Origin of the sequence: Streptosporangium sp. LJ11 (assembly GCF_051918945.1) — a bacterium.
Taxonomy (GTDB): domain Bacteria; phylum Actinomycetota; class Actinomycetes; order Streptosporangiales; family Streptosporangiaceae; genus Streptosporangium.
Map to the genome: position 1 here is coordinate 125,241 of NZ_JBPXMB010000024.1, position 22,661 is coordinate 147,901.

Genomic DNA, 22,661 nt, shown 5'->3' on the forward strand with positions numbered 1-22,661 from the left:
GCGCGGGTCCGCCGGAGTGGGCGCGGGTGCGCGACCGCCTGGCGCGTTCCGGGGTCGCCTGGTTCACGACGACGCGGCGGGCGGGGACGCACGGGCACGGCACGGGGTCCACCGAAAAGGATGGACTTGATCTTGAAGCCGAGACCCGGCTCACCTGGCATGCTGAAGGTGTGAGCGAATCCGATGTCAGCCTGCACATCGCCGCCGAGTTGCTGCTGTTCCTGCCCGCGCGGCGGCGGCGTGAGTGGCAGCGGGTGGCGCCCGACGGAACATCGACGCTGGGCCATGTCGTGGAGTCGCTCGGGGTTCCGCTGCCCGAGGTGGGGCCCCTGACCGTCGAGGGCACGGAGGTCGGCAGGTCCTATCAGCCCGTCGCCGGTGACGTGGTCCACGTTCACGCCGTGCCCCGCCCCCAGCGGGTGCCGCTCGAACCCGGGCAGGGCGCGCCCCGGTTCCTGCTCGACGTCCACCTGGGCACCCTCGCGCGGCGGCTCCGGCTGCTGGGCGTGGACGCGACCTACCACAACGACATGGACGACCCCTCGCTGGTCGTCGAGGCGAACAGGGAACGCCGCGTGCTGCTGACCCAGGACCATGGCCTGCTGTGCCGCCGGGCGCTCTGGTTCGGCGCCTACGTGCGAGGCACCAAGGCGGACGACCAGCTGCGCGACCTGCTGGAACGGTTCGCGCCACCGCTGCGGCCGTGGACCCGCTGCACGACCTGCAACGGGGAGCTGGCCCCCGTCGACAAAGCCGAGGTCGACCGCCTGCTGGAGGCCGGGACCAAGCGCTCCTACGACGTCTACGGCCGATGCCCGGAGTGCGGCCAGATCTACTGGCGTGGCGCGCACAGCGCGCACCTGGAGGAGATCGTACGGTCGGCCATGCGCGCGGCCCGCCCGGAGTCACAGATCGGCGGGGGTCCGCGCTGAGGCAGGCCGGTCCCGTTTCGGGAGTACCGCGAGGTGAGGCACCTCCGGCGGTCACGGGGACGGGGAGAGCCGTCCGAAGGTGACAGCCTGCTCGGCCACGGTCCGCGCGCCGATGACAGTGCCGGTCCGGATACCGGGAAAGGCGGTCACGCGTACCGGGCCGGCGAGAACCCGTCCCTTGAGGGTGCCGCCGTGGGCCGGCGGATCCGGGAGGACTTCCTGGCCGAGCGGGTTCTCCGGGACCGGTGATCCGTGCTGGTCACGCCGGGTATCACCGCCCGGCGGGCCCCGCGGGCGGCCGGACACCGCGGAAACAAGATCATGTAATCCGGGGCCAGGGTCCATGTATGGGCGTAATCTCCCTGCAAGGACACCGGAAGGCAGGAGATCCCCCCATGGCCGACGAGCCGACCGTCTCGAACCCGTCATCCCGTTCGTCAGAGGACGGGCGGAGACCCGGGATGGAACGGATCGACGCCGAGGTGCCGCACTCGGCTCGCATCTGGAACTACCTGCTGGGCGGGAAGGACAACTTCGCCGTCGACCGTGAGGCGGGCGAGAGGGTGTCCGCCGTCTTCCCCGGCATGGTGGACGTCGCCCGCCACTCCCGGTACATGCTCGCCCGCGTGGTGCGTCACCTGGCCGGCGAGGCGGGTATCCGCCAGTTCCTGGACATCGGCACCGGACTGCCCACCGTCGACAACACCCACGAGGTCGCCCAGCGGGTGGCGCCGGACTCGCGCGTCGTCTACGTGGACAACGACCCCCTGGTGCTGGTGCACGCCCGGGCGCTGCTCACCAGCACGCCCGAGGGTGCCACCGACTACATCGAGTCGGACGTGCGCGACCCCGAGCACATCCTGCGGACAGCGGCGAAGACGCTGGACTTCGGCAGGCCCACCGCGCTGATGCTGATGGGCATCATGGGCCTGATCGGCGACCACGACGAGGCGCTCTCGATCGTGCGCCGGTTGATGCGGGACCTGCCCTCGGGCAGCTACCTGGCGCTCTACGACGGCGTCGACACCGACCCCGCGTACGTCGAGGCGATGCGGCGCCACAACTCGGGGAGCGGCGTGGTCGCCTACACGCCGCGCAGCCCCGAGCTGATCGCCCGCTACTTCGACGGTCTGACGCTGCTGGAGCCGGGCGTCGTGCCGGTGCAGCGGTGGCGGCCGGATCCCGCCCCCTGGGGAGACGTTCCCGAGGTGGCGTGCGCCGGCGGCGTCGCGCGCAAACCCTGACCGCGTCACCACGCGCCCCGCCCGCCCGGGAACCGGACCCGCCTGGCAGAGACCGGCGCCTACGAAGAGGCGCTGCGGCTGTGGCGCGGCACGCCGTACGAGGAATTCGAGGACACCGGTTGGCTGCGCCCGGAGATCGAGCGGCTGCGGGAGGCGCATCTCTCGACGATGGAACGGCACCTGGCACGCCGTCTCGACGAGGGGCGTCCGCACGTCGTCGGCGAGCTCGAGACTCTCGTGCGGGCCGGCCCGCTGCGGGAGGGGCTCTGGGAGCTGCTCGCCCTCGCGCTGTACCGGCTCGGGCGGCAGGCCGAGGCGCTGCGGGCGCTGCGGTCGGCGCGGGCGCACCTGGCCGAGGAACTCGGCCTCGACCCCGGGCCCGGGCTCCAGCGGCTGGAGGCGGCGATCCTCACGCAGGACCCCGCGCTGACCCCTGCCCCGCTCCCCGTCACTCCCGATCCGCCGGCCGTCCAGGCACCTCCCGCCGTTCCCGCGCCCCCGGCCTCGCCGCCGGCGCTCTTGACCGCGCGTCCCGCACGGGACGTTCCCGCGCCCGCGCGGCGGCTGGTCGTGGGCAGGGCGGGCCGGCTCGAACGCCTGCGCGCCCTGGCCGGTGAGGTCGAGCGCGGCCGTCCCGGCATCGCCGTCATCTCCGGCGAGCCCGGCATCGGCAAGACCTGGCTGGCCGAGGCGTTCGCGAACGACCGTTCGGCGGCGGGATGGCTGGTGGCCTGGGGGCGTTGCCACGAGACCTCCGGCGCCCCCGCGCTGTGGCCGTGGCGGCAGGTGGTCCGGTGTCTGGGCGCCGAGGTCCCGCCCGAGGACGCGGGGGCGAGCTCCCTGCGCGTCCTGCTCAGGGAGGGCGGGCCCGACGAGACCTCCGAACGCCCGGCGGAGACCGGGGAGGCCAGGTTCCGGCTGCACCGGGCCACAGCGGCCTACCTCGGCCTGGCCGTACGCGACCGGCCCGTGCTCGTGGTGATCGACGACCTGCAGTGGGCGGACTCCGCGTCACTCGGCCTGCTGTCCGACCTGGCGGTCCTGCTCGGGGACGGGGACGGGGTCGGCGTCGTCATCACGATGCGCTCGGGAGAGGGCCCGGCGGAGATGTACGACACGCTGGGCATGCTGAGCCGCCACGACGCGCTCCGGCTGCCGCTCGCGGGGCTGGATGCCGGCGCCGTTGCGGAACTCGCGGGAGTCGCCGGGCTCGGTGGCGTCGGCGACCCCGGCGACCCCTCCTGGCGACCGCCCCTTTGATCATGCGGGTCCTCTACCGGCTGTCCTGGTGCCGCGCCTACCGGCGCCGCGTCGACCAGATCTTCGGGTGACCCCGTCCCGCCCCTCGGCGTGATCGCTCCATGTCGCGGAGGAGCGGGGCGGCGCCCCCTCCGGGCACGGCGCCCCCTCCGGGCGCGGCGATCCGGCCGGGCACGGCGATCCGGCCGGGTACGGCGGGGGCGCCGCCATGATCTCGGCGACGGGTTCGCTCGCGATCCTCACCCGGTGTCCCGCCGCCCCCGCCTCCTTCGGGGCCTCGTTCACGCGGCACGGCGGGCACCGTGGACCACCGGCCACGGTGCCCGTTCTGCGAACGGTACGAACGGGGCGGTTCTCGCTCATTCGACTCGCCGCCCCGAGTCGTGAACCACTTTCCCGAGGTAAAGGCGAGCCGACCATTTGCTGGACATACGTCTTGCTGGACATACGTCACCGCTTCGTAAGAGATGAGCGTCGCCTCCTGGCCTAGCCTCGACCTCATGAAGATCGACGTGGTGTTGCCGTGTCTCAACGAGGAGGCCGCGCTCTCCTGGGTGCTCGACCGGATGCCGCACGGCTATCGCCCCATCGTGGTCGACAACGGCTCCACCGACGGCTCGGCCGGTGTCGCCGCCGCGTACGGCGCGACGGTGGTGAGCGAGCCGCGCCGCGGGTTCGGCGCCGCCTGCCACGCCGGGCTGCTGGCCGCGACCGCCGAGGTCGTGTGCTTCATGGACGCCGACGCCTCGCTCGACCCGGGCCAGCTGCCCCGGGTGACCGGCCCGGTCCTGGCGGGCGAGGGCGACCTCGTACTCGGTCGCCGGAGGCCGCACGCCGGGCCCGTGCACGCCCGGGTCGCCAACGCCGTGCTGGCCGCACGCCTGCGGCGCCGCACCGGCGCCCCGCTGCGCGACCTGGGTCCGATGCGCGCCTGCAGACGCGCCGAACTGGTCGAGCTGGGACTGACCGACCGCCGGTTCGGCTACCCCCTGGAGATGGTGCTGCGCGCGGCCGCGGCCGGCTGGCGGATCACCGAGGCCGATGTCGACTACCTGCCGCGCGTCGGACGCTCCAAGGTGACCGGCACCGTGCGCGGCACCCTTCGGGCGATCGCCGACATGCGCCGTGTCATGGGAGAGACGACATGAGCGCCGCGCAGATCGTGGTCATCGCCAAGGAGCCGGTGGCCGGGCGGGTGAAAACCCGGCTGACCCCGCCGTTCACCCCCGCCCAGGCCGCTCACCTGGCGGCGGCCGCCCTGCGGGACACGCTGCACGCCGTGGCCGCGGCACGGGCCGGCCGGCGGGTGCTCGCGCTCGAAGGGCTGCCCGGGACCTGGCTCCCGGACGGCTTCACCGTGATCCCGCAGCGCGGCGACGGCCTCGACCAGCGCCTGGCCGCCGCCTTCGACGACGCCCACCGGCTGTACCGGCTGCCGGTGGTCCTGATCGGCATGGACACCCCCCAGGTGACCCCGGAACTGCTGAACACCGCCGTCACCCTGCTGGCCGGTCACGACGCGGTGTACGGACCGGCGGCCGACGGAGGCTTCTGGCTGCTCGGGCTGTGCCGCCCCGACCCGTCCCTGCTGCTCGGCGTGGCGATGTCGCGGCCCGACACCGGCGCCACCCAGCTGCGGCGCCTGCACGAGGCCGGGCTGAACGTGGCCCGCATGCCGGAGCTGAACGACGTCGACACCGCCGCCGACGCCTTCCGCGTCGCGGCGCAGGCGCCCCGATCCCGCTTCGCCGAGGCCCTGGCGGCCGTCGGGGCGGCGTCGGCCGCCGTCGACTCGGGATGAGGGCGCCGGCGTCCACCTCGCGATCTTCGAGACCACGGGCGCCGTCTCCGTCCTGCCACCCCCTCCGGCCACACCACCGCCCCCCGGAGGGAGGGGTGGCACGGGCCTTTGGCCACACCGCTGACAACGCACGAACCTGGTGAAAAACGGGAAGGACTGGGATTTTGACAGCGGCGTCTTCCGGTCAGGACCACCCGCGGGCGACGAAGCGGTCGTCCCACGCCGGCACCGGCTTCGTTCTCGACCCGGACGGCCACGTCGTCGGCGTTTACGCCGGTGGCGCCATCGGAAGACTCATGCCGGAGGACTCCACCGGTTTGATCCGCTACCTGCGTGAACACGACGCCATCGGTGAAACCCTGTAAAGATCGCGTACTGATCGGGAGGAGATTTCCATGACGAGGGTCGTCGCGTTCGACGTCAACGAGACGCTGCTGGACCTGCGAGCGCTCGACGCCGCCTTCGAGGAGTTGCTCGGCTCGGCCGAGCTGCGCGGGCCCTGGTTCGCGCAGGTGCTTCAGCTCTCCTTCGTCGGCGGCCTGACCGGCGAATACGTGGACTTCAGCACGGCGCAGCACGCCGCCCTGTCAATGCTGGCCGAGCGGCACGGCCGCGGCCTCACCTCCGACGACATAACCGGAATCGTGAACCGGATGAGCTCGTTGCCGGCCCACCCGGAGGTGGCGGGGGCCCTTCGGCGGCTGCGCTCGACCTCGCTGGCCGTGGTGGCGCTGACGAACTCCCCTGCGACGGTCGCCGAGGCGCAGCTCGTCAACAGCGGCATCCGGGATCACTTCGACGGCGTCATCTCGGCTGACTCCGTCAAGCGACTCAAACCCGCCGGGGAGCCCTACCTCGCCGTGGCGAAGGCCTTCGACGTCGACATCGCGGAGGTGCGGCTGGTGGCCGCGCACTGGTGGGACACCGCCGGTGCGCTCGCGACGGGCTGCAAGGCCGCGTTCGTCGCGCGTCCCGGTATGGTCCTGAACCCGATCGGCCCGCGACCTGACATCGTCGGTGCCGACCTCGACGCCGTCGTTGACCAGATCATGGCTCTCGACGCCTAGTGTCATGCGCTTGAAAGCCGTGAAACCGTCGGCTCAGCCTGCGCAAGTTCGGACCTTGACCTGCCACACCAGCGGGAAGAGGCCCGTCACCAGCGGAAACGTGATGACGGGCCTCTCGTGTGTCCGGCCATCTGCGGCGATCGTCGGAGCCCTACGGCTGCTCACGGCTCATGCTCGGCTGGGTTTTTCGGAGGGCACAGCCGCGTCCGAAGCGCGGCGGCTCCACTCCGGGACACCGGGTCAGCGCCAGATCACGGCCTGGGTGTGGCGACCGGTGGTCCAGTCGTAGGTGACGGAGCCGACGATCCAGCCCTGGTTGTTGATGTCGTGAGCTTGGGCGCTGGTTACCTTCGCGTCTGTGGGCAGCGGCAGGGTACGGGGCTGGGTGGTGGGGGTGTCCCACAGGGCGGTGAAGCCGTACGGGTTGCCAACCTTGCTGTAGCTGCCGACGATCTGGCCGCGGTCGTTGATGGCGACGGCGCCGGCGTTGGAGACGTCGGCGGGCAGGGGAAGGGCCGTCATGGAGGAGCCGTTCCAGAAGAAGCCGCGACGGTGGCCGTCGGCCGTATCGGAGTTGCCGACCACCTGGCCGAGGTTGTTGATCGAGTCGGGCCTGCTCATCCCGCCGAACGTGCCAAGCTCGCGGCCGGTGCCGTTGTGCCACAGGTACGCCCGGTAGATCGGCAGCGGGAGACCGTTCTCGTTGACGACGTAGTTCTCGGCGCCCACCACCTGGCCTTTGTCGTTGACGGCGTTGGCGGTCAGGCCGGGGCGGCGGTCGATGACGGTTTTGACGTCACCGGACAGCAGGATGGCGCGAAGCTCGGCGAAGCCGGGAGTGGGCGCGAAAGTGACGACGATGTGCCCGTTGGCGACCTCTGCGCCGCAGTAGCCGGGGGCTCCGTGTGCTCCGAGGTCCTCCATCTTGCCCTCGTGCCAGAGGAAGGGAGTCCACTGGCCCGAGGGCAGCTCGCTGCAGCCGACGACGCGGCCGTCGTCGTCGATGCCGGAGGCGAAGCTGGTCTCGCCGCCGAGCGTGCCGAGGTCGGTCATCGTGCCGTTCTTCCACAGGAACGCATGGCTGAGCCCGGACTCCAGCGGGCTGTCGCCGACGACGTGGCCGTGATTGTTGATGCCTCGGGCGATGCTCCATATGCCGCCGAGGGTGCCGAGGTGGACGACGCGGAGACGCTCCTGACTCGCTGCGGCGGCCGGCGGCGAGGCAAGCGGGGCCAGCGACATGGTCGCGATCATGGCGATGGCCGTGGCCATGGCACGGCGGAGGGATCGGTGCATGATGAGGATTCCCTTCGAAGGCACGCACGGGGGATGTCATGATCACCGTAAGCGCCACCCAGGCCGACATTTCTCACGTAATCCTTACGTCCGGCAGACACCGCGGCGCGCCGCACGGGCGAGGCTGTCGTGGTGTTCGTGCTTGCCCGGCCGATACAGGGCGGCGCCTCTCCGGGGGTTGGATCGAGGTTGCTCACACCGTCTCTCCCGCCCCGGCGAGGTCATGTCGAAGGAGGGGGCGGGATACCCTGCCTGCGGTGCCTCGAACCACGTGACCGGAGGAGTCGATGCTGAGATGACGGCAGGACGACCGATACCCACACAGGAAGACGTGCTCGGGTACTTCGACACGCTGTCGAACTGGGGACGGTGGGGCGACGACGACGAGCTCGGCACCCTGAACCACATCACCGACGACGTCCGGCTGGCGGCGGCGCGGGCCGTGCGCCACGGCAGGAGCGTGTCGTGCGCATGGGAGGTCGCCGTACCCGAGGACATGGAGCGGTCGACGACGACGTGCCCGTGCGCCGCCGACATGCCGGGGGCCGAGAACATGCCGGAGCCGTTCCACAACGACCGGCGCTGGGGCTTTTCTTCCGAGCGGCTCGGCGTCACGTTCCACGGCAACACCCTCACCCACCTCGACTCGCCGTGCCACATCTTCTGGGACGGCACGATGTACAACGGGCGGTCGCACTCGCTGGTCGACGCCGCGACGGGATCGGCGTGGGCGGCCGTCACGGCGGCGGCGAACGGGATCGTCACGCGTGGTGTCCTGCTGGACATCGCGAGGGTCCGCGATGTGCCGTGGCTGGAACCGGGGCAGGGGGTGTTTCCCGACGATCTCGAGGAGGCCGAGCGTCGCCAGGGTGTGCGGGTGCGACCCGGCGATGCGGTACTCCTGCGGACCGGCCACGGCCGTGTCCGGCACGAGAGCGGTGTGGTCAGCGGTTTCACGCAGGCCGGCTGGCACGCGTCCTGCCTGCCGTGGCTGCGTGAACGGGAGGTCGCGCTGATCGGCGCCGACACCCCCCAGGACGTTCAGCCGTCGGGGTACGAGGACGTGTTGATGCCGGTCCACGCCGTGAGCCTCGTCGCGATGGGTCTGTGGATGCTCGACAACTGCGACCTGGAGGCGTGCGCGGGGACGGCTGCCGAGCTCGGCCAGTGGGACTTCCACCTCGCGGTCGCGCCGGTCCGCTTCGCCGGTACGTCCGGCAGCCCGGTCAACCCGATCGCCACGTTCTGACCGCCATCGAGCTACGTGCCGCCAGGCGGCGGGCGCCGGCGGTCGGCCGCCCCAGCGGATGCCTTCCCGCTTCGGATGCGGGCGCGTTCGCGGTGTCGGGCGGCCGGACCGCCGCGGCAAGCGGTCCGTGATCATGCGAACTGGATGAAGATAACAGCGGAAATCAGGGTCCGTCGCTTTTTGGAAATTTGAACGGTTCCATATGCGCACAGCCCTTTATCGGGGCCTTTGGCGAAATTCTCGCCCCCGCCGGTCAGGTTTTCTTCGAGCCGCGGGTGACGTCCCCCGTCCGGGTGGTACGAGGGTCGAAACCCCAGGAGAATCCAGCAGAACCCGGCAGAACTCAGGAGAACAGGGCACGGCCCCAGTAGTCGCCCGCGTCACGCACGCCCGGCGGGCAGGCGAACAGGCCGCTGGAGACGTGCTTGATGTACTCGTTGAGGGAGTCCTTGCCCGCCAGGGACCTCTGCACGGCGACGAACTGCCGGTGGGGGTCGCGCTGGTAGGCGATGAAGAACAGCCCGGCGTCCAGGCGGCCCAGCCCGTCGGAGCCGTCCACGTAGTTGTAGCCGCGGCGCAGCAGGCGCGCGCCGCCGTTGTGGGAGGGGTGCGCCAGCCGTACGTGCGCGTCGTCCTTGATCAGGGCTTCCCCGTCGGGGCCCTTGGCGTCGAAGTCGATCGCGTCGAACTCGGCCTTCCCTCCCAGCGGGGCCCCCTCCCCCTTGTTCCGGCCAAAGATCTGCTCCTGCTCGGCCAGCGGCGCCCGGTCCCACGTCTCGACCAGCATCCGGATCTTGCGGGTCACCAGGTAGCTGCCCCCGGTCATCCAGTCGGCGCCGTCGCCGGCTCCCACCCAGAGCTGCTCCTTCAGCAGCGCCACGTCCTCCAGCTTGAGGTTGGCGGTGCCGTCCTTGAAACCCATCAGGTTGCGCGGCGTCGCCTGCGCGCGCGAGGTCGACGACGTACGGCCGAAGCCGAGCTGGGACCAGCGCACCGAGACTCGGCCGAAGCCGATGCGCGCCAGGTTGCGGATGGCGTGCACCGCCACCTGCGGGTCGTGCGCGCACGCCTGCACGCACAGATCGCCGCCCGAGATCTCCGGCAGCAGCGCGTCACCGGGCAGGTGCGGCAGGTCGGCCAGCGCGGCCGGCCTGCGGGAGGCCAGCCCGAACCGGTCGTCGAACAGCGACCCGCCGAAGCCGACGGTGAGCGTCAGCCCGGAGGCGGGCAGGCCGAGGGCCTCGCCGGTGTCGTCGGGCGGCGCCTCGGGCTGACCGCCGACCGCGCCGAACGCGCCCGCCTCCTGGCCCTGCGTCATCCGGGCCGCGGCGGCGGTCCACTCCTGCATCAGCTCGGCGAGCTCAGCCTTCTTCCCGGTCGTCACGTCGAAGGAGACGAAGTGCAGCCGGTCCTGGGCCGGGGTGACGATGCCCGCCTGGTGCTCGCCGTAGAAGGGGACGGGGTCGGAGGCGGAGGCGGTTCGGGCGGGCGCGGGCGGGGGCTCGCCGCCCGTCCCGCGCACCGCGATGGCACCCGCGCCGGCGGCCGCCACGCCCGCGGCACCCATCCCGAACAGCTTCCTGCGGCTGATTCTCCCGCTCATCGGACCCCTCCCCTACGGTGACGGCGCGTCATCCGCTACTTGGCCACCACTGCGGCGATCTTGCTGATCGGCTCGGCGAGCGCGTTGATCGCGTCCGACAGCTTCTTGAGGTCGTCCTTGGACAACTCGGTGTGCAGCTTCCAGCCGTCGCCCTTGCGGTGGGCGCCGAGCGCGGCCTCGGCTCCGGCGAACTTCTCGTCCAGCGTCTTCACCAGCTCGGGGACGCGCTCCTCCAGGACGGGCCGGAGCGCCTGCACCGCGGCCTTCGAGCCCTGCAGGTTGGCGTCGAAGTCCCACAGGTCGGTGTGCGAGTAGCGGTCCTCCTCGCCGGTGATCTTGCCGGAGGCGACCTCGTCGAGCAGGCCCTTGGCCCCGTTGGCGAGCAGCACGGGCGACAGCTCGGCCGCGTTGGACTGTTCCACGATGGTCTTGATGTCGGCCATCAGCTTGTCGGCGACCGGCCCGTCCTCGCTGACGTCCTTGGTGACCCAGAGATCCTTTTCGATCTTGTGGAAGCCGGTCCACTCCTCGCCCTCGGCCACGTCGTTCTCGCGGGCGTCGATGGCCGGGTCGAGGTCGCCGAAGATCTCCGCGACCGGCTCGATCCGCTCCCAGTAGGTGCGGGAGACGGGGAAGAGCTCCTTGGCCCTGGCGATGTCCTCGGCCTTGACCGCGTCGACGAACTCCTGCGTCTTGGTCAGCAGCGTGTCGCTCTGCGACCTGATGTAGCGCTTGTAGCCGGCGGTCGCGGCGGAGAGCCGGGCGTCGTCGCTGAGCGGCTTGTGTTCGCCCGTCACCTTGAGCGGGCCGCGGACGCCCTTGCCGATCATGCCGGGCTTGCAGGCGGTCTGGTAGCTGCCGGCCGGCAGCTCCACGATCACCTCGCGGGTCAGGCCGGGCACGATGTTCTCCACCTCGCCCATGACCCGGTCACCGGCGGCGTAGACGTAGAACTCGGTCACCTTGGTGCCGTCGTTGGTGATCGAGAACGTCGAGGTGCCCGCGGCCACCTCGGTGACGGCGACCTTGCACTCGGTGTCGGTGGCGGTCACCGCGACGGGGCCGCCCTTGGCGGGGGCGGCGGACGCCCCGGCACCCGCGCCCGCACCCGCGGTGGACGCGGTGGGCTCGGAGGAACAGGCGGCGAGGCCGGCGAGGGCGAGAGCACCCGCGGCGATGGCAAGGGAAGTACGCATGGTCGTCCTGTTCGAGCGGTTTCAGCCCGCGGGCTGCGGGTTGGTCGAGGAAGCCGGGGGATTCCGGGCCGCCGGGGAATCGGTGGGCGAGGCGGTGGGGCGGCTGCGACGCGGCCTCAGGAAGAGGGCGAGCGTCGGCACCGCGTAGGCGACCCACGCCACCGTCTCCAGCACGCTCGGCTGCGGGGTGATGTTGAACAGCCCGGCCAGCAGGGCGCCGTACCAGGAGTCGGCGGGCATCACGCCGCTGATGTCGAAGGCGTGGGTGGACAGGCCCGGCAGGACACCGGCCTCCTGCAGGTCGTGCACGCCGTACTTGAAGATGCCGGCGGCGACCAGGATCAGCAGCAGGCCCGTCCAGGTGAAGAACCTGGTCAGGTTGATCCGCATCGCGCTGCGGTAGATGGCCCAGCCCAGCGCGACCGCGGTGAGCAGGCCCAGGGTGATCCCGACCAGCGGGACGGCGGTGGTGGTGGCCCCCTGCACGGAGGCGAAGAACAGCAGCGCGGTCTCCAGGCCCTCGCGCGCCACGGCGAGGAAGGCCATCACGACCACCGCGGTCGCGCCGACCTCCAGGGCCTGGCTCAGCCTGGCGCGCAGCTCGCCGGAGAGGGTACGGGAGGCGCGACGCATCCAGAAGATCATCCAGGTGACGAACGCGGTGGCGAGCAGCGAGGTGATCGCCTCGAACAGCTCCTGCTGCCGGTATTCCAGGCGGGCGACGGTGAAGGTGAGCAGCGCGCCGAACGCGACCGACAGAACGAGCGCGGCGCCGACCCCGGCCCACACGAGGGGCAATCGGTCGCGCCGGTCGCTCTTGACGAGGAGCGCGACGAGCACGGAGACGACGAGCGTGGCCTCCAGGCCTTCGCGCAATCCGATGAGGTAGCTGGCGAACACCGTCACTCCATGGAAGGAAGCCTTACCTAAATTAGGGCAGGGCAACCTTACCCTTCACAAAAGGACGCACACCCACAGGGGGTATAACTCTGGGCAGGAATGATGATCGCGACGAGGGAGGTGGCGGTCTCGGCCCGGGAACGCCGTCATGTCAGCGAGGGGTTGACAGAGTGGTGAACGCCCGCAGGCATGATCACTCTCATGGTCGATGACGCGTTGTCCCTCTGACGTCATCGACGATTCGCCAACGAGGTCGTTCATCCGAGGCGGATACCGAAGGCTCCTTCGTCCGCTCCGGAACGTCCTGCCCGGTGAGGCCGCGTCGAAGGGTGGTGATGCCGGTCAGCGGGAGAATGTGATCTCCACGCGCCGGTTCTTCGCGCGTCCCTTCGGGTTGTCGACCACCTGGCCGTGCTCGTTGGTCACCGTGTTGGGCGCCACGGGCGCCGTGGCACCGCGTCCATCGACGGCGAAGGTGATGCCGGCCCCCTCCAGCAGCGGAGTGAGCGCCCGCTCGACCGCTTCCGCGCGCCTCAGGGAAAGGGCGCGGTTGTAGGCGTCGCCGCCCTTGGCGTCGGTGTGTCCGTCGATCCGCACCCGCTTGCCACCGGCCTCCTGCTTGAGCATGGCGGCGGCCTGGGTCAGCCGCCGCTCGGCCTTGGCGGTGATCGTGGCCTTGTCAAAGGCGAACAGGACGTCGGCCGCCATCGTGATCTTGTTGCTGGTGGGGGTGTCCGCATCGATGATCGACTCGTCCAGGGTGCCGATGCGCAGCTCGATGTCGATCACGCGCGCCTGCACATCGACGATGGGCGCCCGCGCCAGGGGCCCGGGCGTGGGATGAGGACCCTGGGTGGGTGCTGGAGACGGCGTGTGAACGGCCAGCCCGACGGCCAGCGCGACGCTAACCGAGCGGAACATTTTCGAACGTCCCCGCCAGCGGGATGAACACGTCCATGGCGTTCACGTCGGCCGGTGGAGCGGCGAACGTGGCCGAGAAGACAACGCTGCGATCCCGGTCGATCGTCACCATGCCGGAACTGCACAGGCATCTGCCGTCCGCGTCCGTGGCCACCAGATGCTTCTTGGCGTTCTTGGTGTCCACGAGGTGGACACCGTCCACCGTAGGGGTGTCGGAGGGAACGGCGGAGAACGCGCCGCGCACGTCCCAGCCGCCGGCGCGGTCGTGTTCCAGCACGGTCGCCGCGAAGTTGACCGTGACCAGCTTGTCCTGCCGGTGGAGCGCGTACAGGTCGATGCGGACCTTGTACCAGTTGTTACCTGTGACCTCCCGGCTACCGATCACCTGGTCGGCCGGCAGACTCACGGCCGCCGACGGCGAGACGGCAGGCGGCTTCGACGTCGTCGCGGAAGATGGGCCGGGTGAGCCGGGCGGAGCGCTCGAGCCCAACTGGCAGCCGGCCGTCAGCAGTGCCCCCGCGATCAGAACCGCGATCCTCTTCATACGATCGCGAGTGTAAACGTACCGGTTCACCCAAACCCAGTGTTTTCGATCCGACCGTTGCCGCAAATCTCGATATGGACCGGCCGCAAATCGCGGAAGGCGCCTGGGGTACAGATCGGTACGCGAAAAGGGACAGGGAGCCGTTTCGCGTTCGCCCACCGGCAGTGGCTCGATCAAGGGGGACGGCGTCACGGTGGGACGACGGCCCGCAGGGATCGCCAGATCCGCTCGGGAAGCAGCCTGCACGCCTCGTCCAGGTCGATGCCGGGAGCACCGGCCAGCCACCGGCGGGCCGTCTCCGCCACCGGGCCGACGACCAGCATCTCCGTCAGCGCGTCCGGCAGCTCCACGACCAGCCCCGCCTCGGCGTACGGCCGCAGCCAGCCCAGGATCCCGGCCAGTCTGGGCTCCTTCTCCCGCGCGACCAGGGCTGCGTGCGCGGGAAGGAAGGCGGCGTAGGCGGAGGCGTGGACGAAGTGCGCGGCGGCCCGGTGCTCGCGGGTGAAGCCCAGGTATCCGGTGACCACGGCCTCGATCCCGGCGGCGGCCCGCGCCTCGGCGTCCTCGCAGGACCCCGCCCCCTCCCCCGGCGGCACCGCGCCGAGCGCGGCGATGACGGCGTCGAGCAGGCCGGACAGGCAGCGGGCGTAGAGTGCCGCCGCCAGCCCGTCGAAGCTGCCGAAGTGGTGGTAGAGGCTGCCGACGCTGACACCGCTCGCGCCGGTCACCGCCGTCATGGTGAAGCCGTCCGCGCCCTCCCTCTCGTAGAGGTCCAGCGCCGCGGCGAGCAGCCGCTCCCTGGTCTCCTCGCCACGCCGGTGCCTAGGCGACACCGGTCAGCTCCGCGGCCTGCGCCCACAGCCTCACCGCCCGCGCCGGGTCGGCGGCCGCGGGGGCGAGGGGCGTCTCGCGGTCGACGTCGAAGTAACGCCCGGTGCCGGTGCGGTCGAGTGCCAGCCGCACGACGGGGGCCGCGCCGTCCGCCGGCGCCTTCCACAGCAGCTTCGCGGCCTTCAGCAGCAGTCCCACCGGGCCGCCCCGGTCGCCGAGCCCGGTCCTGATCACCCCGGGGTGCACGGCGTCGATCGTGACGTCCCGCCGTTTCCAGCGTTCGGCCCACAGCGGCATCAGCGCCAGGTTGCAGAGCTTGGTGTCGGCGTAGGTGCGCACGGCGGAGAAGTCGTCGCCGGCCGGGGTGCGCGCGAGGTCGGCCCTGCCCTTGACGTACAGGCCCGCGGTGACCTGGACGACCCTGGCCAGGCGGTCCTCCAGCAGGTGGTTGAGCAGGAAGGGCGCCAGGTGGTTGACGGCGAAGGACTCCTCGAACCCGTCCTCGGTGAGCCGTCGCGCCGACGGCCAGATCCCGGCGTTGTGCACCAGCACGTCGAGCCGCGGGCAGGTTCCGGCCAGCGCCTCGGCGACGGCCCGGATGCCCTTCAGGGTCGAGAGGTCACCGGTGACCAGCTCGGCGCCGAGCCGGGCGGCCTCGTTCGCCGCGGCGGGATTCCTCGCCACGAGCACCACCCGGTGGCCGCGGCGGGCGAACTCCTCGGCCGTGGCCAGGCCGATCCCGCGGTTGGCTCCGGTGATGACGGCGGTGGTTCTCATCCTGGGAGCATAGCCGATTCTAGAGAGTCTCTCTAGAATCCCGGGCGGGTGGTTACCTGGCGAGCATGACGTACAGGCCGAGGGCGATGCCGGCGGCCACCACCAGGAAGCAGAGCCCGGCCCCCACGCGACCGGCCGTCCGCCCGCTGGACAGGCCGACCAGGGCCAGGGAGAAGACGGCGACCAGGCCGGCGCCCGCCAGCAGCGAGGCGAGCAGGACCCTCCACAGCGCGTCCAGGTCGATGTAGTCGTTCACGCGGCGTGCTCCCTCGTCCCGGCGGCCGGGGCGAGCCGGCCGGTCCATTCGTCGTTGACGTTGCCGGCGTTGACCGGCCGGCGCCGCGAGGCCAGATACAGCGCCGCCGACAGGGCCAGGGCGACGCCGAAGACGACGGCGACGCCCAGCGCGCCGCCGATCACGTTGGCGCCCGCCCAGGCCAGCGCGCCGACCACGGCGGCGGCCGGCAGGGTGATCAGCCACGCGGCCCCCATCCTGGCCGCGAGGCTCCAGCGGACCTCGGCCAGGTGCTTGCCGATGCCCGATCCGATCACCGAGCCCGCGCACACGTGGGTGGTCGACAGCGGGAAGCCGAAGTGCGAGGAGGCGAAGATGACGGCCGCCGAGGAGCCCTCGGCGGCGAAACCCTGCGGGGTCTCGATGTCGGTCAGCCCCTTGCCGAGGGTACGGATCACCCGCCAGCCCCCCAGGTAGGTGCCCAGCGCGATCGCGGTCGCACTGGCCACGATCACCCACGTCGGGGTCCCGTCGTCCTTGCCGACGGCACCGGCGGCGATCATCGCGAGGGTGATGATGCCCATCGTCTTCTGCGCGTCGTTGGTGCCGTGGGCCAGGGAGACCAGCGAGGCCGAGCCGATCTGGCCGTATTTGAACCCGCGCTTCTTGGTGTTCTCGGGGACGTTGCGGGTGATGACGTAGACCAGGTAGGTGCCGATCGTGGCCACCAGGATCGCCGCCAGCGGCGCCAGCACGGCCGGGACCAGCACCTTGGACACGATCTCGGCGCCCTTGACGGCCGAGGCGCCCGCCGCGATCAGCGTGGCCCCGACCACGCCGCCGATCAACGCGTGCGAGGAGCTGGAGGGGATGCCGAAGTACCAGGTCAGCAGGTTCCAGGCCAGGCCGCCGATCAGCCCGGCGAAGACGACCGTCAAGGTGATGGCGCCGGCCTCGACGATGCCGGTCGCGATGGTGGCCGCGACCTTCAACGACAGGAACGCCCCTGCGAAGTTCAGCACCGCCGACAACGCGACCGCGACCTTGGGACGCAACGCGCCGGTGGCGATCGAGGTCGCCATCGCGTTGGCGGTGTCGTGGAAGCCGTTGGTGAAGTCGAAGGACAACGCGGTGACGATCACGATGGCGAGCAACACGAAGTTCGCATCCATGCCCCCGGATATGACACCTCAGACAACATATATGCAGGTCATGGGATTTCATGCACAGAATTCATCCTCCCGTCGACCGCGTGTCACCTTGGGCGACGAAGGTCATCGGGAGTCACGCCCTCCGCACCCGGGTTCCCGTGAGGGCGGGAGGCCGTCCCCCGGGGCGATCGATCGGTCAGAGGTATCCCCACTCGGCGCAGATCTCGCGCAGTTCCTCCGGGATCTCCTCGGGGGCGGGCAGCGGCCTGCCCGGCTGGACCCTGCCGCTCCTGATCTTGTCGCGCCAGTCCCCGATGCCCTTCACGAACTCCCCGTGCCCGTGGTCACCGTATGTGATCATGCCGGCCTCGTAGCCGACCCCCAGGTAGCCGCAGACCCGCCGCATCTCCTCCTCCGGATCGGCGACGAGCGCCTCGTAGGTCAGGGTGAGCCCGTCGAGCGTCCGCCTGGCCTCGGTGAGGTGGCGCATGTACTGCAGGGTGTGCCGGATCGCCTCCGCCCAGGGGCGCTCCAGCGGAGCGGCCTCGTGCCACGACAGGGCGATCGAGGCGGGGTGGCGCATCAGGAAGATGTAGCGCGCGTCGGGCCAGCAGGTCGCGAGGCGCCGGTGGGCGAAGACGTTGCTGGGCGTCTTGTCGACGATGATCTGCTTGCCGCTCCCGGCCAGCTCGCGGTGGAGCATGCGGTCCCACAGGATGTGCTCGATGTCGCTGGCGGACAGGCCGAGCGCCTCCATCGCCTGGCGCAGCGGGTCGGTGGTCAGCGTGACCGCCAGGCGCCGCACGTGCAGCTCGTGCGGCGCGTGGATCCGGGAGTGGCTGTTCAGCATGACGCGCAGCAGGGTGGAGCCGGACCGCACCGGCGACAGCACGAACACCGGTTCGCGCAGCAGCCGGTCGGTCTCCGGATCGGCCGGGGGCCGTGGAACGTCCACGGGCGGCGGCGGGGGTGGGGGCGGTGGGGGTGCGACCTTACGCCGCACCCTGGTGATGTTGTAGCCCGTCATCCCTTCGAGAGCCGTGTTGACTCTGGTCTTCCACGCCATGACCAGCACCGTAGGGATCCAAGGCGTCCGGAAAGTGAACGTGACCTGTGCGTTGGGATGCCGCGCCGTGCGACCGCCGCCGCACGGCGCGGTCCTCCCCCGGTCACGGATCAGGTACGGAACGGGCCGGTCACGCAGTAGGTGATGCCCCCGGAGGAGGAACCGGACGTGCCGCGCTGGGAGGAGAAGTACAGGCGGTCGCCGGCGGGGGTGAAGGCCGGGCCGGTGATCTCCGAGGACCCCTGGCCGCCGACGCGCAGGAACGGGGAGACGGTGTCGTCGGCGGTGATCAGGCAGATTTCCATGGTGCCGCCGTCCTCGGCGACGTAGAGGTCGCCGAAGGTCGAGCCGGTGACGTTGTCCACGCCGGTCAGCGGGGCGGTACCGGGGCTGACGAGACTGTCGTCGTAGGCGAGCTCGTAGGTGCCGGCGGCGACGTTGACCTGCCAGACCCGGTTGTCGCCCTTGGTGGTGAACCACACCGTGTCGTCGGCGTAGTAGCACCCCTCGCCACCGTTGAAGGACTTCGATCCGGAGACCTGGCTGCGGGTCGCGGTCGGGGAGCCGTCGGGATCCGGGACGTTCGCCCAGGTGAACGAACCCGAGGTGGCGGAGCCCGCGCGCAGCACCTGCAACGTGCCGGAGGACAGGTCCCCCCAGGTGGTGGGGACGAACCGGTAGAACCGCCCGTTGGTCTCGTCCTCGGTGAGATAGATGACCTTACGGACCGGGTCGGCCGCCGCCGCCTCGTGCTTGAAACGGCCCATGGCCGGGCGCTGTGTCGCCGTACCCCCGAAGGGGCGGGTCTCGTAGACGAAGCCGCGGTCGACCTCCTCGCACGACAGCCAGGTGTTCCACGGCGTCGCGCCGCCCGCGCAGTTCTGCCGGGTGCCCGACAGGATCGAGGAGGCGGAGACCACGTTGCCCGCGGAGTCGAAGCGGATCGCCGAGGCGCCGCCGCCGGGGTTGATCTCCGAGTTGGACACGTAGATCCAGCCGCTGCCGTCGGCGAAGCAGGCGCCGCCGTCGGGGGCGCTGTGCCAGGTGTAGGAGGTGCCGGGAACCACCTGGCCCGATCGGGCGATCACCCGGCTGGTGAACCCCGCCGGGAGCTGGATGCCGTTGGCGTCGGCGGCCAGCAGGGGGCCGTAGGGACCAGGGGCGTTCTGGGCCGGGGCCGCGAGGGCGGCGTCCTGCCAGAGACTTCCGGTGAGGGCCAGGGTGCTCGTACCGAGCACCGAGGCACGAAGGAATGTACGGCGTTCCATCGGCGAACCTCCAGGGCGAGGATCAGCAGAACCACTCTCCTGAGCGATCCCAACGGTAGGAGCACCGGTGAACACCTGGCGGTTAATACGGTTAACGGCATATGGCCTGTATGTGCTGATTGCAGTGGGATAGGGGGACACATCCCTTGTGTCCTACGTCAGGCGCCATTCCCGATGGGGCGGACGTAAAGGACTGCCGGGGGCACGCTCCCGGCCGGGAAACCCAAGACCCGGTCAGAAGCGTGGCCGGGCAGGGTGAGGGCGGGGCCGGCCGCCCGGCCGTCGGCGCCGGGGGGAGCGGGCCGGGTCGAGGAGGGCCTCGTCGCGTCGGGTCAGGACTTCCTCGGTGCGGGGGGAGCACCGGCGCTCTCTCTCGGAGCCAGCGGGAGGTGGCGAGCAACGCTCCCCCCACCGGCTCCGGAGAACGAACCCTCACGGCTTCACGTAGGTCAGGGCCTCTCGATCTGGGCGGGCGGTGTCCCTTCGGGCTTGGGAACGCGGATCGTGTCGGAAGGCCGGTCTCCCCTGTTGCGCGCGAGCGCGGTGGGATAGCAGTCGTAATAGCAGTAGTAGCGGTCGCAGTAGCGCAGGAAGCAGATCCAGCCGGCCTCGGCCGTCCGCTCGCAGACGGCCGCCGGAGCCGCCCGGGACGACGCGGCGTGGGCACCGGCCGCGGGGAGGCCGACGAGCAGACCGGCACCGGCCAGGACCGCGCCGGCCAGGACGACGCCGGCGTCGCGAATGAAGATGTTCATGATTCTCCTCGTCACGTGCGGAACACGACAAGGACGAACGTAATCATTCAGATACACAGAGTCACGTAGCCGGTCGGCACGTGTCGGGCGTCCCCGGCCGGCGGCGAACGCCGGACCGAGGCGGGTGGGTCACATCTCCGCGACCTGGGGGACCGACACCGAGCGCCGGGCGATGGAGCGCACGATCTCGCCGGTGCGGACGGCGGTCATGGACAGCAGCGACGAGGCGATCCCGTGGCTGCCCTCGGTGGCCCCCTGGAGGTAGACGCCCCAGGCCTGCCCGGGGTCGGTGGCGATCCGGTAGTCGCGCTCCACGAGCAGCTCGCCCGCCTCGCCCGTATGGCAGTGTTTGCGCGCCTCGCCGAGCAGGTCGAGGGGGTTGCGCTCACGGTAGCCGGTCGCGCAGACGACCGCGTCGGCCTCGATCGTGCTCACCTCGCCCGTGGGCAGGAAGCACATCCGGATTCGGGCGGTGTCACCGTCGTCGTGCACGTCGAGCAGGCGGGAGGCGTTCAGCATGCGCAGCCGCTGGACCCCGGCGACCTTCTCGGCGTAGGAGCGCCGGTAGAGCTCGTCGATGAGGTCGAGGTCCACCACCGAGTAGTTGGTGTTGCGGGAGTAGGCGAACAGCATGCGCTTCACGTCTTCGGGCGCGGTGAAGAAGTGGTCGACGGCCTCCGGGTCGAAGATGCGGTTGGCGAAGGGGCTGTCGTCGGCCGGCGAGTAGCCGTACCGGGTGAAGACGGCACAGACCTCCGCGGAGGGATAGGTGCGGTGCAGGTGCTCGACGGTCTCGGCCGCGCTCTGCCCGGCGCCGACCACGACGAACCGGGCGGGCTCGCGCCCGCCGAGGGTTTCGAGCCGGGCCAGCAGTTCCTCGGTGTGCCAGACGCGCTCGCCCTGCCGCACGCCGTCGGGGAGCACGGGCTCGAGGCCGACCGCGATCACGAGGTTGCGGGTCAGGCAGGTGTGCAGCTCGTCGCCGTGCTGCACGACGACCTCGAGGGTCTCGTCGTCGTGCGGGCGCACCGCGACGACCTCGGAGTCGTAGCGCACCAGGTCGGTGAAGGAGGAGGCGACCCACTCCAGATAGTCGTGGAACTCCAGCCTGGTGGGGAACATGGTCTTGTGGTTGATGAAATCGACCAGCCTCCCCTTCTCCTGCAGATAGGACAGGAAGGAGTAGGAGCTGGTGGGATTGCGCAGGGTGACCAGGTCCTTGAGGAAGTGGACCTGCATCGTGGCGCCCTCGATGAGCATGTTGCGGTGCCAGCCGAACCTCGGTTGCCTCTCGAAGAAGACCGCGTTCACGCCGGCGCCGTACTCCTCCTCCAGGGCCACCGCGAGCGCGAGGTTGGACGGGCCGAAACCGATGCCCACGACGTCATAGACCGGGCTCGACATGTTCGCCTCTCACGTACTGAAGGGATGGTCCCCCCGCGGCCGGGCGGCGGCGGGGGGCAGCATGGAACAGGATGGAACGGGATCGAACAGGGCGGGTCGTCAGGCCCCGCCGGCGGCCTTGGCGGCCTTGGCGACCTGGGGCACGACCTGGTCGATCACGTACGGGACGGCCAGCGGCGTCGGCGTGCGCAGCGGCCAGAACGCCTTGAGGTCGAGCGGCACGTAGGAGCCGCGCTTGACCACGTCGAGGCCGGCGAACAGCTGGTTGGCCTCGATCTTCTTCTGGGTGGCCGCGTCGTCGTTGTAGTGGCTGAGCAGCAGGTCGACGTCGAGGACCCCGACCTTCTCCATGCTCAGCTCGGCCGCGAAGCCCTCGCCGGGAAGCGCCTTGATCTCCTCGGGCAGCTCGAGTCCGAACTGGCCGAAGAGCTGGACGCTGGTGTCGGTGTCGGACTTCATCACGCCGATGTTGCCGGAGGGGAAGACGCTGGTCAGCGCGAACTTCTTGCCGTCCAGCTCGGGGTGGGTGGTCTTGACCGAGGCGATCTTCGCCTCGACGTCGCCGACGAGCTTCTCCCCCTCGTCGGCCTTGCCGACCGCCTTGGCGACCTGGCGGGCCACCACCTGCCACGAGTCCTGCGCGGGGCCGGTCTCGTAGGCGGTCGTCGGCGCGAGCTGGGAGAGGTTGGCGTACTCCTTGTCGATGTAGTAGTCGCCGCCCGCGAGGATCAGGTCGGGCTTGAGCGCGGCGATCTGCTCCAGCGAGAAGCCCGCCTCTCCGGCCTTCAGCAGCGTCGGCTTGGTGCCGGAGATCTTCGGGGCGGTCCAGGGGGCGAGCCCGTCGGCCTGGACTCCGGTCAGCTCCGCCATGGCGACCGGCTGCACGCCCAGGGCGAGCAGGGTGTCCTGGTCGACCTCGCCGAGGGCGACGATGCGCTGGGGCGCGGACTCGATCGTGGTGGTGCCGAGCTTGTGCGTGATGGTGACCGGGAATCCGGAGGCGGCCTGGGTCGCGGGGGCGTTCGCGGCGGCCTGTTCGGCTCCGCCGCTCTCACCGGCGCACGCGCCCACCAGGCCGAGGCCCAGCAGCAGCGTTCCGGTCGCGGCCAGGCGGCGCATCGTGTCGCGCATGAGTATGGGTTCCTTCCAAAGCCCGGAAGG

At 70.9% G+C, this 22,661-nt stretch carries 23 protein-coding genes; 8 read left to right on the forward strand and 15 right to left on the reverse strand.

The annotated features are described in order from the left end of the window. The first annotated feature begins 170 nt into the window (after positions 1-170). The 7 genes from ACTOQ3_RS31660 (at position 171) to ACTOQ3_RS31690 (ending at position 6,304) form a co-directional block, all read left to right on the forward strand. Positions 171-932 (forward strand): Mut7-C RNAse domain-containing protein, encoded by a 762-nt coding sequence (locus ACTOQ3_RS31660; RefSeq protein ID WP_440087099.1) that lies wholly within the window; start codon positions 171-173, stop codon positions 930-932. 461 nt (positions 933-1,393) lie between these two features. Next, a complete protein-coding gene (locus ACTOQ3_RS31665) occupies positions 1,394-2,176 on the forward strand; it encodes an SAM-dependent methyltransferase (RefSeq protein WP_440087100.1) in 783 nt (260 codons plus the stop codon). Between the two features lie 42 nt (positions 2,177-2,218). Beyond that, positions 2,219-3,436: a BTAD domain-containing putative transcriptional regulator gene (locus ACTOQ3_RS31670; RefSeq protein ID WP_440087149.1), complete on the forward strand. Its 1,218-nt coding sequence runs from the start codon at positions 2,219-2,221 to the stop codon at positions 3,434-3,436. Positions 3,437-3,936: 500 nt separating this feature from the next. After that, positions 3,937-4,584 carry a glycosyltransferase family 2 protein gene (locus tag ACTOQ3_RS31675; protein WP_440087101.1) on the forward strand — a complete coding sequence of 216 codons (648 nt, stop codon included), beginning with the start codon at positions 3,937-3,939 and terminating at the stop codon, positions 4,582-4,584. Then, positions 4,581-5,237, forward strand: coding sequence for a TIGR04282 family arsenosugar biosynthesis glycosyltransferase (locus tag ACTOQ3_RS31680; RefSeq protein WP_440087102.1), 657 nt, complete (start codon positions 4,581-4,583; stop codon positions 5,235-5,237). Before ACTOQ3_RS31675 ends, ACTOQ3_RS31680 begins: the two co-directional genes overlap by 4 nt. 164 nt (positions 5,238-5,401) lie before the next feature. Further along, positions 5,402-5,602, forward strand: coding sequence for a hypothetical protein (locus tag ACTOQ3_RS31685; protein ID WP_440087103.1), 201 nt, complete (start codon positions 5,402-5,404; stop codon positions 5,600-5,602). A gap of 30 nt (positions 5,603-5,632) precedes the next feature. Continuing rightward, positions 5,633-6,304 (forward strand): haloacid dehalogenase type II, encoded by a 672-nt coding sequence (locus tag ACTOQ3_RS31690; protein WP_440087104.1) that lies wholly within the window; start codon positions 5,633-5,635, stop codon positions 6,302-6,304. Between the two features lie 240 nt (positions 6,305-6,544). Here the strand turns inward: ACTOQ3_RS31690 and ACTOQ3_RS31695 are convergent, their stop codons facing one another. Beyond that, complete coding sequence (locus ACTOQ3_RS31695) at positions 6,545-7,600, reverse strand: DUF3466 family protein (protein ID WP_440087105.1); 1,056 nt, start codon at positions 7,598-7,600, stop codon at positions 6,545-6,547. 295 nt (positions 7,601-7,895) lie between these two features. Between ACTOQ3_RS31695 and ACTOQ3_RS31700 the strand changes: the two genes are divergently transcribed. Beyond that, on the forward strand, positions 7,896-8,849 hold the full coding sequence (locus tag ACTOQ3_RS31700; RefSeq protein ID WP_440087106.1) for a cyclase family protein: 954 nt from the start codon (positions 7,896-7,898) through the stop codon (positions 8,847-8,849). Between the two features lie 343 nt (positions 8,850-9,192). On the opposite strand, the gene efeB is transcribed toward ACTOQ3_RS31700, so the two are convergent. The 14 genes from efeB to ACTOQ3_RS31770 all read right to left on the reverse strand — a co-directional run bounded on the left by efeB (position 9,193) and on the right by ACTOQ3_RS31770 (position 22,631). Continuing rightward, complete coding sequence (gene efeB, locus ACTOQ3_RS31705) at positions 9,193-10,452, reverse strand: iron uptake transporter deferrochelatase/peroxidase subunit (RefSeq protein ID WP_440087107.1); 1,260 nt, start codon at positions 10,450-10,452, stop codon at positions 9,193-9,195. Positions 10,453-10,487: 35 nt separating this feature from the next. Next, positions 10,488-11,648, reverse strand: a complete 1,161-nt coding sequence (gene efeO / locus ACTOQ3_RS31710) for an iron uptake system protein EfeO (RefSeq protein ID WP_440087108.1) — start codon at positions 11,646-11,648, stop codon at positions 10,488-10,490. A 21-nt stretch (positions 11,649-11,669) separates the two neighbouring features. Further along, a complete protein-coding gene (efeU, locus tag ACTOQ3_RS31715) occupies positions 11,670-12,548 on the reverse strand; it encodes an iron uptake transporter permease EfeU (protein ID WP_440087109.1) in 879 nt (292 codons plus the stop codon). 342 nt (positions 12,549-12,890) lie between these two features. After that, positions 12,891-13,469 (reverse strand): OmpA family protein, encoded by a 579-nt coding sequence (locus ACTOQ3_RS31720; protein WP_440087110.1) that lies wholly within the window; start codon positions 13,467-13,469, stop codon positions 12,891-12,893. After that, the gene (locus ACTOQ3_RS31725; protein WP_440087111.1) at positions 13,453-13,875 is read right to left on the reverse strand and encodes a hypothetical protein; all 423 of its coding nucleotides are present in this window, start codon (positions 13,873-13,875) and stop codon (positions 13,453-13,455) included. The genes ACTOQ3_RS31720 and ACTOQ3_RS31725 overlap by 17 nt, the downstream gene beginning before the upstream one ends. A gap of 326 nt (positions 13,876-14,201) precedes the next feature. Next, positions 14,202-14,846: a TetR/AcrR family transcriptional regulator gene (locus ACTOQ3_RS31730; RefSeq protein ID WP_440087113.1), complete on the reverse strand. Its 645-nt coding sequence runs from the start codon at positions 14,844-14,846 to the stop codon at positions 14,202-14,204. Further along, positions 14,836-15,621, reverse strand: a complete 786-nt coding sequence (locus tag ACTOQ3_RS31735; protein ID WP_440087114.1) for an SDR family NAD(P)-dependent oxidoreductase — start codon at positions 15,619-15,621, stop codon at positions 14,836-14,838. The genes ACTOQ3_RS31730 and ACTOQ3_RS31735 overlap by 11 nt, the downstream gene beginning before the upstream one ends. A gap of 52 nt (positions 15,622-15,673) precedes the next feature. Next, complete coding sequence (locus tag ACTOQ3_RS31740; protein ID WP_440087115.1) at positions 15,674-15,877, reverse strand: hypothetical protein; 204 nt, start codon at positions 15,875-15,877, stop codon at positions 15,674-15,676. Next, a complete protein-coding gene (locus tag ACTOQ3_RS31745; RefSeq protein WP_440087116.1) occupies positions 15,874-17,028 on the reverse strand; it encodes an anion permease in 1,155 nt (384 codons plus the stop codon). Before ACTOQ3_RS31745 ends, ACTOQ3_RS31740 begins: the two co-directional genes overlap by 4 nt. 175 nt (positions 17,029-17,203) lie before the next feature. Next, positions 17,204-18,073, reverse strand: coding sequence for a sulfotransferase family protein (locus ACTOQ3_RS31750; protein WP_440087117.1), 870 nt, complete (start codon positions 18,071-18,073; stop codon positions 17,204-17,206). 110 nt (positions 18,074-18,183) lie between these two features. Continuing rightward, positions 18,184-19,341, reverse strand: coding sequence for an alkaline phosphatase PhoX (locus ACTOQ3_RS31755; protein ID WP_440087118.1), 1,158 nt, complete (start codon positions 19,339-19,341; stop codon positions 18,184-18,186). A 449-nt stretch (positions 19,342-19,790) separates the two neighbouring features. Beyond that, entirely contained in the window at positions 19,791-20,096 is a 306-nt protein-coding gene (locus ACTOQ3_RS31760; protein WP_362691486.1) for a hypothetical protein, read from the reverse strand. A 129-nt stretch (positions 20,097-20,225) separates the two neighbouring features. After that, positions 20,226-21,500, reverse strand: coding sequence for a lysine N(6)-hydroxylase/L-ornithine N(5)-oxygenase family protein (locus ACTOQ3_RS31765; RefSeq protein WP_440087119.1), 1,275 nt, complete (start codon positions 21,498-21,500; stop codon positions 20,226-20,228). 99 nt (positions 21,501-21,599) lie between these two features. Beyond that, positions 21,600-22,631, reverse strand: coding sequence for an iron-siderophore ABC transporter substrate-binding protein (locus ACTOQ3_RS31770; protein ID WP_440087120.1), 1,032 nt, complete (start codon positions 22,629-22,631; stop codon positions 21,600-21,602). Positions 22,632-22,661: the final 30 nt, after the last annotated feature.